Raw genomic sequence first — 13452 nt, 5'->3', positions numbered from 1 at the left:
GGGGAACCGGGGGCCTCGCCGGGAAACCGCGGTGCGTCAGCAGCCCAGCAGCCGGGCGCCGAGGTAGGCCTGGATCTGGTCCAGGGAGACGCGCTCCTGCTTCATGGTGTCGCGCTCGCGCACGGTCACCGCGTTGTCGTCGAGGGTGTCGAAGTCGACGGTGACGCAGAACGGCGTACCGATCTCGTCCTGGCGGCGGTAGCGGCGGCCGATGGCGCCCGCGTCGTCGAACTCGATGTTCCAGTTCTTCCGCAGGTCGGTGGCGAGGCCCTTGGCCTTCGGCGACAGCTGCGGGTTGCGGGACAGCGGCAGGACGGCGACCTTGACCGGCGCGAGGCGCGGGTCGAGACGCATCACGGTGCGCTTCTCCATGACGCCCTTGGCGTTGGGCGCCTCGTCCTCGATGTAGGCGTCGAGGAGGAAGGCGAGCATCGCGCGGCCGACACCGGCCGCCGGCTCGATGACGTACGGAGTCCAGCGCTCGCCGGCCTCCTGGTCGAAGAAGGACAGGTCCGTGCCCGAGGCCTTGGAGTGCGCCTTGAGGTCGTAGTCCGTGCGGTTGGCGACGCCCTCCAGCTCGCCCCACTCACTGCCGCCGAAGCGGAAGCGGTACTCGATGTCGGCGGTGCGCTTGGAGTAGTGCGAGAGCTTCTCCGCCGGGTGCTCGTACCAGCGCATGTTCTCCTCGCGCATGCCGAGGTCCGTGTACCAGTTCCAGCGCTGGTCCATCCAGTACTGCTGCCACTCCTCGTCCTCGCCCGGCTTGACGAAGAACTCCATCTCCATCTGCTCGAACTCGCGGGTGCGGAAGATGAAGTTGCCCGGAGTGATCTCGTTCCGGAAGGACTTGCCCATCTGGGCGATACCGAACGGCGGCTTCTTGCGCGACGTCTGCTGCACCTGGCCGAAGTTGGTGAAGATGCCCTGCGCGGTCTCGGGGCGCAGGTAGGCGACCGAGCCGGAGTCCTGGGTGGGGCCGAGGTGGGTGGAGAGCAGACCCGAGAACTGCTTGGGCTCGGTGAAGGTGCCCTTGTTGCCGCAGTTCGGGCAGTTGAGCTCGGTCAGGCCGTTCGCGGGCGCGTGGCCGTGCTTCTCCTCGTACGCCTCCTCCAGGTGGTCGGCGCGGAAGCGCTTGTGACAGGAGGTGCACTCGGTCAGCGGGTCGGAGAACGTGGCGACGTGACCGGAGGCGACCCACACCTCGGGGGCCAGGATGACCGACGAGTCGAGTCCGACCACGTCCTCGCGCGCGGTGACCATGTAGCGCCACCACTGGCGCTTGAGGTTCTCCTTCATCTCGACGCCCAGCGGCCCGTAGTCCCAGGCGGCGCGCTGGCCACCGTAGATCTCACTGCAGGGATAGACGAAGCCACGGCGCTTGCTCAGGCTGACGATGGAGTCGATCTTGTCGGCGGCCACGGTGCTCTCTTCATTACGACGGCGAAATTGGACAGGGGTGGCGCGAAGCGCCTCGGTGGGGGGTGGTGGTCGGGAGACGGGCGGGCGAATGCTTCAGATTACCGGCGGGCACGCCCCTTCGATCAAATCGGTATCGGCGCGGACGGTCGCGCAGTCATCTCATCAGCCTTGTTGACAATCGTTTCCACTTTTGTTGAAAATGACTGTCATGAACGTAAGCCGCCTCATACCCACCGCTGCCGTCGCCGGAGCAGCCGTCCTCGGCCTCACCGCCCTCACCGCCTGCTCCGCCTCGGACACCGCCGGCCACAAGAACGGCGACAAGCTGAACGTGGTGGCGTCGTTCTATCCGATGCAGTTCCTGGCCGAGCAGATCGGCGGGAAGCACGTCTCCGTCACCACCCTGACCAAGCCGGGCGTCGAGCCGCACGACCTGGAGCTCAGCCCGCGGCAGATCGGCGGACTCTCCGACGCCGACTTCATCGTCTACCTCAAGGGCATCCAGCCCGCCGTCGACGACGCCATCGGGCAGTCCGGCTCGAAGGACGTCGTCGACGCCTCGAAGCTCACCACGCTGGAGGACCACGGCACCGAGACCGGCGCCGACGAGCACGGTCACGAGCACCACGGCGACGAGGCCGGGGCCGACCCCCACATCTGGCTGGACCCGGTGAAGTACGCCGAGGTCGCCAAGGGCGTCGGGAAGGCCCTGGAGAAGACCGACCCCGACCACGCCGCGGACTACCGGAAGAACACGGACGCGCTGGTCACCAGGCTCGACGGCCTGAACACGGCGTACACGAACGGGCTGAAGAACACCGCCACCAAGACGTTCATCACCACCCACTCCGCCTTCGGGTACCTCGCCGAGCGCTACGGCCTGACCCAGGAGGGCATCGCGGGCGTCGACCCCGAGGCCGAGCCCAGCCCCGCCCGGATCAAGGAGATCCACACCATCGCGGAGAAGAACAAGGTCTCCACCGTATTCTTCGAGACGCTCGCCAGCGACAAGACCGCGAAGACCCTCGCCCGGGACACCGGCCTGAAGACCGGCGTCCTGGACCCGCTGGAGGGAATCACGGACAGGTCCCAGGGCGCCGACTACATCGAAGTCATGCAGTCCAACCTCGCGGCCCTGCAGAAGGCGCTCGGCGCGAAGTGACCCACGAACCACCCGCCACAGCAGCATCGGAGGCGCTCATGCCCGAGTCCGGGAGCACCACGACCGACCCCGTGATAACCCTGCGCGGCGCCACGGCCACGCTCGGCGCGCGTCCGGTGCTGCGCGGCATCGATGTCACCGTCCACCGCGGCGAGGTCGTCGCCCTGCTCGGCGCCAACGGCTCGGGCAAGTCGACCGCCGTACGCTCCGTCATCGGTCAGGTCCCGCTCACCGGCGGCTCCGTCGAGCTGTTCGGCACCCCGCTGCGCCGCTTCCGCTCCTGGGCGCGGGTCGGCTACGTACCCCAGCGCACCACCGCGGCCGGCGGCGTCCCCGCCACGATCCGCGAGGTCGTCTCCTCCGGACGCCTCTCCCGCACGAAGCTGGGTCTGCTCCGCAGGGCCGACCGGGCCGCGGTCGACCGGGCCATCGGCCTCGTGGGCCTCGCCGACCGGGCCGGGGACTCCGTGGACGCGCTCTCCGGCGGGCAGCACCAGCGGGTGCTGATCGCCCGCGCGCTGGCCGCCGAACCGGAGCTGCTGATCATGGACGAGCCGATGGCCGGCGTCGACCTGGCCAGCCAGGAGATCCTCGCCACGACACTCCGCGAACAGGTCGCGGCCGGCACCACGGTACTGCTCGTGCTGCACGAGCTCGGCCCGCTGGAGCCGCTGATCGACCGCGCGATCGTGCTGCGCGACGGCTGTGTGATGCACGACGGGCCGCCCCCGAAGGCGCTGGGCCAGCACGCCCTGCCCGGCCACGACCACGTACACCCCCACGCGGCCTCCGAGCCCGTCCGGACCGGACTGCTGAGCTGATCATGGAATTCCTCGACCCTCCGTTCATGCAGCGGGCCCTGCTCGCCGCCGTACTGGTCGGCGTCATCGCCCCCGCCGTCGGCATCTACCTCGTCCAGCGCCGCCAGGCCCTGATGGGCGACGGCATCGGCCACATCGCGATGACCGGTGTCGGCCTCGGCTTCCTGCTCTCCACCAGCCCGGTGTGGATGGCCACGGCCGTCGCCGTCGTCGGCGCCGTCGCCATGGAGCTGATCCGCTGGTACGGACGCACCCGCGGCGACATCGCGCTGGCCATGCTGTTCTACGGCGGCATGGCGGGCGGCGTCCTGCTGATCAACCTCTCCGACACCGGCTCCAACGCCAACCTCACCTCGTATCTCTTCGGCTCCCTCTCCACGGTCTCCACCGAGGACATCACCGCGATCTGCCTGCTGGCCGCCTTCGTGCTGCTGGTGACGCTGGGGCTGCGGCGGCAGCTGTTCGCGGTCAGCCAGGACGAGGAGTTCGCCCGGGTCACCGGACTGCCGGTGCGGGCGCTGAATCTGCTGGTCGCCGTGACGGCGGCGGTGACCGTCACCGTGGCGATGCGGGTCGTCGGGCTGCTGCTGGTCAGCGCGCTGATGGTGGTGCCGGTCGCGGCCGCGCAGCAGATCTCCAGGTCCTTCAAGGTGACGTTCGTGCTGTCGGTCGTCATCGGCACGGCGGTGACCCTGGCCGGCACCGTGACCTCGTACTACCAGGACGTCCCGCCCGGCGCGACGATCGTGCTGCTGGCCATCGCGGTCTTCATCGGCCTGACACTGCTCGCGGCCCCGCTCGCCAGGAGGCGCGCCCGGCTCGGCGAAGCCTCGTCCGAGGAGTGCACTCTGGAGGTACCGGGCTCCCGTCCCGCCACGGACGACCTCCGGGTTTGACCGTGATCCCCGGACGGGCTGGCACAATGGCCCGACACAGGTACGGGCGACACGAGGAGGCTGCTGTGGCGACGGCGCCGATCAGTGGAACGAACGCGGCCCCGGTACGCGGCCGGTCGACCCGGCAGCGGGCGGCGGTGGCGGCGGCGCTCGACGAGGTGGACGAGTTCCGCAGCGCCCAGGAGCTGCACGACGTGCTCAAGCACCGCGGCGACTCGGTCGGGCTGACCACCGTCTACCGCACCCTCCAGTCCCTCGCCGACGCGGGCGAGGTCGACGTGCTGCGCACCACGGAAGGCGAGTCCGTGTACCGGCGCTGTTCGACCGGGGACCACCACCACCATCTGGTGTGCCGGATGTGCGGCAAGGCCGTGGAGGTCGAGGGGCCCGCGGTGGAGCAGTGGGCGGAGACGATCGCCACGCAGCACGGGTATGTGAACGTGGCCCACACGGTGGAGATCTTCGGGACGTGCGCGGAGTGCGCGAGCACGAAGGAGTGACGACGACGGCCCGGGGGCGCTGCCCCCGGGCCCGCGCCGCTCAGCCCGCCGGCTCCTGAGCCGCCTCCACCGCGCCGCCGAAGCGCCGGTCCCGCTGGGCGTACTCCAGGCAGGCCCGCCAGAGGTCACGGCGGTCGAAGTCCGGCCACAGCACGTCCTGGAAGACCATCTCGGCGTATGCGCTCTGCCAGATCAGGTAGTTGGACGTGCGCTGCTCGCCACTGGGGCGGACGAAGAGGTCGACGTCCGGCATGTCCGGGTAGTAGATGTACTTCGCGAACGTCTTCTCGTTGACCTTCGACGGGTCCAGCCTCCCGGCCGCGACGTCCTGCGCGAGGCGCTGCGCGGCGTCGGCGATCTCGGCCCGGCCGCCGTAGTTGACGCAGAAGTACAGCGTCATCCTGTCGTTGTCCTTGGTCTGCTCCTGGGCGACCTGGAGCTCCTGGACGACGGACTTCCACAGCTTGGGCATGCGGCCCACCCAGCGGATGCGGATGCCCAGTTCGTCCATCTCGTCGCGGCGGCGGCGGATGACGTCCCGGTTGAAGTTCATCAGGAACTTCACCTCCTCCGGGGACCGCTTCCAGTTCTCGGTGGAGAACGCGTACAGCGAGAGGTTCTTGACGCCCATCTCGATGCAGCCCTTGAGGACGTCCATGACGACGCCCTCGCCGACCTTGTGGCCCTCGGTGCGCGGCAGGCCGCGTTCCTTGGCCCAGCGGCCGTTGCCGTCCATCACGACGGCGATGTGCCGGGGCACCAGCTCGCCGGGGATCTTCGGGGGCGTGGCACCGGAGGGGTGCGGCTCCGGGGTCTTGTAGTCGCGCCGGTTACGGCTGCCGAGAATCCCGCGTACTGCCATGAACTGTCTCGCTCCCTGTGCCTGATCCGCCTGAGTCACTTCTCTACGTACCGCAGTGAGCGCAGCCCGCGCTCCAGGTGCCAGTGCAGATAGGCGGACACCAGTCCGCTCCCCTCCCTGACATGACGCGCCTCGCACGCGTCCGCCGTCTCCCAGTCGCCGCTGAGCAGCGCGCTCAGCAGAGTGACGGCCTCAGCCGAGGGTACGACGCTGCCGGGTACCCGGCAGTCGCCGCATATGACACCGCCCGCCGCGACGGAGAAGAACCGGTTCGGTCCGGGCATTCCGCACTTCGCGCAGTCCTCGAAGCTGGGCGCGTAGCCGTTGACGGCGAGCGAACGCAGCAGGAACGCGTCGAGGATGAGGTGCGGCTCGTGCTCGCCGCGTGCGAGGGTGCGCAGACCTCCGACGAGCAGCAGGTACTGCTGGACCGCCGGCTCGCCCTCGTGGTCGGTGAACCGCTCGGCGGTCTCCAGCATCGCGGTGCCCGCGGTGTAGCGGGCGTAGTCGGTGACGATGCCGCCGCCGTACGGGGCGATCGTCTCGCTCTGGGTGCAGAGCGGCAGCCCGCGGCCGATCAGCTCGCTGCCCCGGGCGAAGAACTGCACGTCGACGTGGGAGAAAGGTTCCAGCCGTGCCCCGAACTTGGACTTCGTGCGCCGTACCCCGCGCGCGACGGCCCGCACCCGGCCGTGGCCGCGGGTCAGGATCGTGATGATCCGGTCGGCCTCGCCCAGCTTCTGCGTGCGCAGCACCACGCCGTCGTCCCGGAACAAGCTCATGCGTCCATTGTCCGGTACGGGGAAGGCTCACCTGGCCCGCCCCCGCGACCGGTCGGTCTCAGCGTCCGCCCGCCGCGTCGGCCGCCGGTACGACCAGGCCCGATTCGTACGCGACGATCACCAGCTGGGCCCGGTCGCGGGCGCCGACCTTGCCCATGATCCGGCTGACATGGGTCTTCGCGGTGAGCGGGCTGAGTCCGAGGGTCCCGGCGATCTCGGCGTTGTTCAGCCCGCGCCCGACGAGGCAGAGCACCTGGCGCTCCCGCTCGGAGAGGCGGTCCGGACCGCCCGGCACTCCGGCGGGCGGGGTCCGGGGGCTGCTCAGCACCCGGGCGATGAGCCGGGCGGTCGGACCGGGCGAGAGCAGGGACTCGCCCGCCGCCACGGTCCTGATGGCGGCCAGGAGCTCGGCGGGCCTGGTGTCCTTGACCAGAAAGCCGGAGGCGCCCGCGCGCAGTGCGTCGATGACGTGCTCATCGGTGTCGTACGTGGTCAGGACCAGAACCTTCACCGCGGCGAGGTGTTCGTCGGCGGCGATGCGGCGGGTCGCCCCGATGCCGTCGAGATCGGGCATCCGGATGTCCATGACGACAAGGTCGGGACGGTGCTCGCGGGTCAGCTCGACGGCTTCGAGGCCGTTGCCCGCCTGGGCGACGACCTCCATGTCCCGGTCGGACTCGACGAGCATCGCGAAGGCCGCCCGTACCAGGGTCTGGTCGTCGGCGAGCAGTACGCGGATCACGGTGTGGCCCCCACCTCCTCCTGGAACGGCAGCAGCGCCGAGACCCGGAAACCGCCGCCGGGGCGGGGCCCCGCGTCCAGCGTGCCGCCCGTGCTGCGGGCCCGTTCCCGCATGCCCACGATGCCGAACCCGGGTGCCGAGCCGTCCTTCGGGGGTCCTGTGCCGTCGTCGGTGACGGTGACCCGCAGCGCGCTGCCGCCGTCCGGTGCCACGGCGACCCTGACCTGTACGCCGGTTCCCCCGTGCCGTACCGCGTTGGTCAGCGACTCCTGCACGATGCGGTACGCGGCCGCGCCGGTCGCCGGGGCGAGCCGGCCGGCCGGTGCGCGTACCGCGAGGTCGACCCGGGCTCCGGCCGCCTCGGCAGCCCGTACGAGGCCGGGCAGCGCCGCCAGATCGGGCAGCGGGCCTTCGGCGTCGTGCGGGTCGCGGCTGTCGGGCCGGCCGTCGCGCAGCACCTCCAGGGTGGTGCGCAGCTCGGCCCTGGCCTCCCGGCAGGTGCCGGCGATGTCCTCCAGCGACGCGGCGATCGCCGCCCGGTCGAGCCGGTCCGGGTCGACGGTCAGGATGTGCGAGGCGACCGAGGTCTGCACACCGATGAGGGTGATGCTGTGGGCCAGCAGGTCGTGCAGATCGCGGGCGATCCGCAGCCGCTCCTCGGCGACCCGCCGCCGGGCCTCCTCCTCCCGGGTGCGTTCGGCGCGTTCGGCGCGATCCAGCACGGAGGCGACGTACTGGCGGTAGACGCGCATGTCGACGCCGCAGAACAGCACGGCGACGATCCAGCCGGAGATGCGCAGCAGTTGCAGGCCCTGATGGGTGTTGATGGTGAGCACCACCGTCACCATCACGGCCAGGACGCCGATCCCGGTCAGCACCGTGCGCAGCGGCCGGCCGGTGGCCGCCACCGTGTAGAGCGCGATCCAGGTCTGCGGCATCGGTGCCGAGTGCGCGTTGTCGAGCCCGTGGTACGCGGCGAGGAGCGGGATCATGGCGAGCAGCGCGAGCAGCGGGTTGCGCCGCCGCCAGACGATCGGCACGGCGCTCGCGACGAGCAGCACCCAGCCGAGCGCGTCGGGCGACCGGGCGGGGTCGGTGAGAAGGGCGAGTGCGGCGGAGAGCGCACCGGCGCCCCCGGCTATGAGGGCGTCGGTGCGCGATTTGTGCGGTGCTTCCATGGGGTCGCGGTTGACGACGGCCATGATGCGCTCACGACGGCGCGCGGTTCGGGACACGCTTGCCATCCTCCGGTACGGGTGGGGCATCCGTCAGGTGATTGTGAGGAGTTCGGGTTCGCGGGCGCCGTCCGGTACGGCGGGGGTCCGGCTGAGCGCGCCCGGCCACCAGATCTTCCGCTGGAGTGCCACGCTCGCGGAGGTCACCAGGTAGGTGCGGACGAGGAAGGTGTCGAGGAGTACGCCGACGGCGACGACGAAGCCCATCTGGACCAGGCTCACCATCGGCATGTTCGTCAGGACCGCGAAGGTGGCCGCGAGCACCAGGCCCGCCGAGGCGATCACCCCGCCCGTGGTGCGCAGTGCGGTGAGCGCGGCGGCCGTCGGTGCGGCGCCGGAGACGGTCTCCTCGCGGACCCGGTGCATCAGGAAGATGCCGTAGTCGACGCCGAGTGCCACCAGGAAGACGAAGGACAGCAGCGGCAGTCCGGAATCGGTGCCCTTCATCCCGAGGAGCGGTTCGAAGACGAGTCCGCCGATGCCGAGCGAGGCGCCCCACACCGCCACGACGGCGACGACCAGCAGCAGCGGCGCGACGAGGCTGCGCAGCAGTGCGATCAGGATCAGCAGGACGGAGGCCAGGACGAGTGGTACGACGGTCCGGAGATCCCTGGCGTCGGCCGTCTCCGCGTCCATCTGCTGGGCGCCGGGCCCGCCGACGTGGCTGCCGTCCAGGGCGTCGCGCAGGGCCTCGACGGTCGCCCGCTCCCCCGCCGACTCGGGCCGGTCGGTGGCGGCCACGGACAGTTCGGTCCACCCGCCGCCGCTGCGGCCGCGTTCGACGGCGGCGACGCCCTCGGTGGCACGGGCCTTCGCCAGGACCGCCCCGGCCCGCTCGGTGGGTGCCATCACGGTGATCGGCTGGGTGGAGCGGCCGGGGTAGGCGGCGGCGAGGGTCTCCATCGCCGTGATCGACTCCGGCTTGCTGGAGAAGGAGTCCTGCTGCTTGAGGTGGCCGGGCAGGTGGAACGCGCCGAGCGCCAGCGCGCCCAGCAGCACTCCCCCGCAGGCGAGCACGGCCAGCGGCCTGCGCCCGGCCGAACCGCCCATCACGGCGAAGAGCGAACGGCGCTGCCGGGGCGCGCTGCCGTACGCGGGAATGAGCGGCCAGAACACCCGGCGGCCGAGCAGCACCAGGAGCGCCGGCAGCAGCGTCGTCATGGCCAGCAGCGCGCAGAGCACCCCGACGGCGGCGATGGGGCCCATGCCCCGGCTGCTGGTGAGGTCGGCGGCGAGCAGGCAGAGCAGTCCCGCGGCGACGGTGCCGGAGGAGGCGACGATCGCGGGCCCGCAGCCGCGCAGGGCGGCGGTCATGGCGTCGTACGGCCGCGTGAAGCGGCTCAGCTCCTCCCGGTAGCGGGAGACCAGCAGCAACGCGTAGTCGGTGCCCACGCCGAAGACGAGGATGGTCATCACGGCGGAGCTCTGGCTGGTGACCGTGATGTCGAAGCCGCGGTTGAGGCCGTACACGAGGGCCATGGACAGGGCGTCGGCCACGCCCGCGACGACCAGTGGCACCAGCCACAGCAGCGGGCTGCGGTAGATGACGATCAGCAGGATCGCCACGACGGCGACGGTCGTGTAGAGCAGCGGTCCGCCGAGGGATCCGTAGACCTTCTGCGCGTCGGTGTTCAGCGCCCCGGCGCCGCCGACCTCCACGCTCAGTCCGCCGCCGCCCTCGGCGACCGCGCGCACCTCGTCGACGAAGGCGGTCCTGGCGTCGTCGTCCTGTCCCGGCTCGACGGTGGCGACCGGGTACATCAGAGTCGTGCCGTCCTCGGACGGGACGGGGCGCGGCGTCCCGGTGAGTGCGTGGCCGCGGGCGACCTCGGCCGTCTGCTCGGCGGCCAGGGCCCGGTCGGCGGCGGTCAGCCCGCCGTCGCGGTGGTAGACGACGACGAGTTCGGTGGCCTCGCCGCCGGGCAGCGCGTCCTGGATCTTCGCCACCTGCGTGGAATCGGCGCTCGCCGGAAGGTAGTCGACGGCATGGTTGGTCTGTACGCCGCCGAGCCTGCCCGACAACGGGCCGGCGAATGCTGCCGCGGCGACCCAGAGGGCGAGGATCGCCCAGGGCAGCAGCATGCGCCGCCGGTTGCGCGGTCGCGAACGCGTACCGCTTGATTCCACTGCGGCCCTCATGACGGGCCCCCTTCCGCCGGGTGTCTGGTTCCTGTCCAGACTCCCGGCGGAAAGCGGCCGTTACGTCGCACCGGGGGCCGACTTCGCCGCTACTGCCGCAGTGGGCGCACGGGCCCGATTACTCCCGCGGGAGTACGCGCCGGGTGCGGGCGGGACCGCTCAGGAGGGGGTGCGCGCCGCCGCGGCGAGCAGCCGGGCGGTGTCCTCGGCGCAGAGCTGCAGCGCCCCGCCGACCGTGGCCAGCACCTCGCGCTCCGCCTGTCCGTACGGGCCGTCGGCCAGCGCGATCCTCGCACCCTGCAGCAGGATCGATTCGCGACCGGCGGGTGCCAGATGCGGGGCGAGGGGTTCCAGTGCCTCGTGCAGTTCGATGGCGAGGGCCGCACCGCAGGCCTCGGCCGCCGGGTCGAAGGCGGAGCCGTGGCCGATGTCGGCGGAGAGGACCTCGACGACGGTGGAGAGCTGCTCCTCCGTGCAGTCGTCGAAGCCGGCGTCGCGCACGATGGCCGCCGCGGCCTCCAGGACCGGACGGGAGGCGGTGCCGCCGGCCGCGAGGACGCCGAGCGCAACCGTGTGGACGGCGTCCCGGAGCATCGCGGAGAAGCGGGTGGTGGTGGGGTGGTCGAGCACCTCGGTGTCGAAGTGGGCCCGGCAGGCGGCGCATTCCACGACGGGGCCCGCGGTGCCGCGCCGCAGCATCGGCACGCCGAGCACCGTGAAGCGGCGACGGCCGGTGAGACGGCGGTAGTTGCGGTCGCCGCCGCAGCCGGGGCAGAAGAACTCGCCGTCGCCGACGGTGTCCCAGATGGTGCGGATGCCGCAGATACGCAGCTTCATGGCGCGTTGTACCAGGGCTGACCGCACGTCGCACACCTCCGTAACGCTCCGGCAACATTGCCGTGTGTCGACGTGATGTTAACCACAGTCGTGATGCGGCGTCAGTACCTCGATCGTCACAACCCCGGAGATGGCCGAACCCCGCCCCCCGGACGCGGGTGGGCGGGGTCTTCGACCGTGCGGCTTCAGGCCTTTTCGGGCACCCGGGTCAGCGGGCGGAGCGGTTGACGGCGGAGACGACCGCCTGCAGGGAGGCACGCGTGGTGTTGGCGTCGATGCCGATGCCCCACAGGACCTTTCCGTCGATCGCGCACTCGATGTACGAGGCGGCCTGGGAGCTGGCGCCCTCGCTCATGGTGTGCTCGGTGTAGTCCAGCAGACGGGCGTCGATGCCGATGGCCTGCAGCGCTTCGAAGAACGCGGAGATCGGGCCGTTGCCGGTGCCGGCCAGCACCGTGTCCGTGCCGTCCACGGTCGCCTCGACGGTGATGGTGTCCCGGCCGTCGGAGCCGGTCGTGGTCTGACCGGAGCGGATCTGCACGCGCCCCCAGGCGTTGTCCGGGTTCGGCAGGTACTCGTCCTGGAACGTGGACCAGATCTGCGTCGGCGTGACCTCGCCGCCCTCGGCATCGGTCTTGGCCTGAATGATCCGGGAGAACTCGATCTGCATCCGGCGGGGCAGGTCCAGCTTGTGGTCGTTCTTCAGCACGTAGGCGATTCCGCCCTTGCCGGACTGCGAGTTGACCCGGATGACGGCCTCGTAGCTGCGGCCGACGTCCTTCGGGTCGATCGGCAGGTACGGCACCGCCCACTCGATGTCGTCGACCGTCTTGCCCAGGGCGGCCGCGTCGGCCTCCATGGCGTCGAAGCCCTTCTTGATGGCGTCCTGGTGGGAGCCGGAGAAGGCGGTGTAGACCAGGTCGCCCGCGTAGGGGTGGCGCGGGTGGACCTCCATCTGGTTGCAGTACTCGCTGGTGCGGCGGATCTCGTCGATCTGCGAGAAGTCGATCTGCGGGTCGACACCCTGCGAGAAGAGGTTCATGCCCAGGGTGACCAGGTCGACGTTGCCGGTGCGCTCGCCCTGGCCGAACAGGCAGCCCTCGATCCGGTCCGCACCGGCCATGATGGCCAGTTCGGCGGCGGCGACGGCGGTGCCGCGGTCGTTGTGCGGGTGGACCGACAGGCAGACGAACTCGCGGCGCGTCAGGTTGCGCGACATCCACTCGAACCGGTCCGCGTGCGTGGACGGGGTCGAACGCTCCACGGTGGCGGGCAGGTTGAGGATGATCTCGCGGCCCTCCTCCGGCTGCCAGACGTCACAGACCGCCTCGCAGACCTCCAGGGCGAAGTCCAGCTCGGTGTCGGTGAAGATCTCGGGGCTGTACTGGTAGCCGAAGACCGTCTCCGGGCCCAGCAGCTTCTCGGCGTACTCCACGACCAGCCGGGTGCCGTCCACGGCGATCTGCTTGATGTCGTCCTTCGAGCCGCGGAAGACGACCCGGCGGAAGGTGGGAGCCGTCGCGTTGTACAGGTGGACGGTCGCGCGGTGGGCGCCGACGAGGGACTCCACGGTCCGCTCGATCAGATCCTCGCGCGCCTGCGTCAGGACGGAGATCGTCACGTCCTCGGGGATCGCGCCCTCTTCGATGATGGAGCGGACGAACGCGAAGTCGGTCTCGCCGGAGGACGGGAAGCCGACCTCGATCTCCTTGTAGCCCATGCGTACGAGCAGATCGAACATCTCGCGCTTGCGGGCCGGCGACATCGGGTCGATCAGGGCCTGGTTGCCGTCGCGCAGGTCGGTGGAGAGCCAGCGGGGCGCGACGGTGATCCGGTTGTCCGGCCAGGTGCGGTCGGGGATCTCGACGGCCTCGTACCGGCCGTACTTGTGGATCGGCATCCCGGACGGCTTCTGCAGGCCCGTGGCGTTGGTGATCGGCGTCGGCCGGCCGACAGCGGTCTCAGCGGGGGTCCGAGCGGGATTTGCGGCGGTCATGGCGTACGGCTCCTCGGGGTCCAACCAATGGGACGGCCGACTGTGTCGCTGCAACACCAGA

12 protein-coding genes are annotated in these 13452 nt (G+C 70.8%); 4 read left to right on the top strand and 8 right to left on the bottom strand.

Features of this window, described 5'->3' with window-relative positions:
• Positions 1-36 precede the first annotated feature (36 nt).
• Positions 37-1419, bottom strand: coding sequence for a glycine--tRNA ligase (locus ACFVT1_RS18630; protein WP_389796511.1), 1383 nt, complete (start codon positions 1417-1419; stop codon positions 37-39).
• Positions 1420-1627: 208 nt separating this feature from the next.
• Between ACFVT1_RS18630 and ACFVT1_RS18625 the strand changes: the two genes are divergently transcribed.
• The 4 genes from ACFVT1_RS18625 (at position 1628) to ACFVT1_RS18610 (ending at position 4798) form a co-directional block, all read left to right on the top strand.
• Positions 1628-2581 (top strand): metal ABC transporter substrate-binding protein, encoded by a 954-nt coding sequence (locus ACFVT1_RS18625; RefSeq protein WP_389796509.1) that lies wholly within the window; start codon positions 1628-1630, stop codon positions 2579-2581.
• A gap of 38 nt (positions 2582-2619) precedes the next feature.
• Positions 2620-3402: a metal ABC transporter ATP-binding protein gene (locus ACFVT1_RS18620; protein ID WP_389796944.1), complete on the top strand. Its 783-nt coding sequence runs from the start codon at positions 2620-2622 to the stop codon at positions 3400-3402.
• Positions 3403-3404: 2 nt separating this feature from the next.
• Positions 3405-4298 (top strand): metal ABC transporter permease, encoded by an 894-nt coding sequence (locus tag ACFVT1_RS18615; RefSeq protein WP_389796507.1) that lies wholly within the window; start codon positions 3405-3407, stop codon positions 4296-4298.
• A gap of 65 nt (positions 4299-4363) precedes the next feature.
• On the top strand, positions 4364-4798 hold the full coding sequence (locus tag ACFVT1_RS18610; protein ID WP_389796506.1) for a Fur family transcriptional regulator: 435 nt from the start codon (positions 4364-4366) through the stop codon (positions 4796-4798).
• Positions 4799-4838: 40 nt separating this feature from the next.
• Here the strand turns inward: ACFVT1_RS18610 and ACFVT1_RS18605 are convergent, their stop codons facing one another.
• The 7 genes from ACFVT1_RS18605 to leuA form a co-directional block, all read right to left on the bottom strand.
• Positions 4839-5660, bottom strand: coding sequence for an isoprenyl transferase (locus ACFVT1_RS18605; protein WP_389796504.1), 822 nt, complete (start codon positions 5658-5660; stop codon positions 4839-4841).
• 35 nt (positions 5661-5695) lie between these two features.
• Positions 5696-6442 (bottom strand): DNA repair protein RecO, encoded by a 747-nt coding sequence (gene recO, locus ACFVT1_RS18600; RefSeq protein WP_072483560.1) that lies wholly within the window; start codon positions 6440-6442, stop codon positions 5696-5698.
• Positions 6443-6500: 58 nt separating this feature from the next.
• Positions 6501-7184 carry a response regulator gene (locus ACFVT1_RS18595; protein ID WP_389796500.1) on the bottom strand — a complete coding sequence of 228 codons (684 nt, stop codon included), beginning with the start codon at positions 7182-7184 and terminating at the stop codon, positions 6501-6503.
• Positions 7181-8428, bottom strand: a complete 1248-nt coding sequence (locus ACFVT1_RS18590) for a sensor histidine kinase (protein WP_389796498.1) — start codon at positions 8426-8428, stop codon at positions 7181-7183. Before ACFVT1_RS18590 ends, ACFVT1_RS18595 begins: the two co-directional genes overlap by 4 nt.
• Positions 8429-8452: 24 nt before the next feature.
• Positions 8453-10558 (bottom strand): MMPL family transporter, encoded by a 2106-nt coding sequence (locus tag ACFVT1_RS18585; RefSeq protein WP_389796496.1) that lies wholly within the window; start codon positions 10556-10558, stop codon positions 8453-8455.
• 159 nt (positions 10559-10717) lie between these two features.
• Positions 10718-11395, bottom strand: coding sequence for a TerB family tellurite resistance protein (locus ACFVT1_RS18580; protein ID WP_389796941.1), 678 nt, complete (start codon positions 11393-11395; stop codon positions 10718-10720).
• 208 nt (positions 11396-11603) lie between these two features.
• A complete protein-coding gene (gene leuA / locus ACFVT1_RS18575; RefSeq protein WP_389796494.1) occupies positions 11604-13391 on the bottom strand; it encodes a 2-isopropylmalate synthase in 1788 nt (595 codons plus the stop codon).
• Positions 13392-13452 lie beyond the last annotated feature (61 nt).

Origin of the sequence: Streptomyces sp. NPDC057963, from assembly GCF_042887155.1 — a bacterium.
Lineage (GTDB): Bacteria > Actinomycetota > Actinomycetes > Streptomycetales > Streptomycetaceae > Streptomyces.
This window is presented reverse-complemented; position numbering and strand designations above follow the sequence as displayed.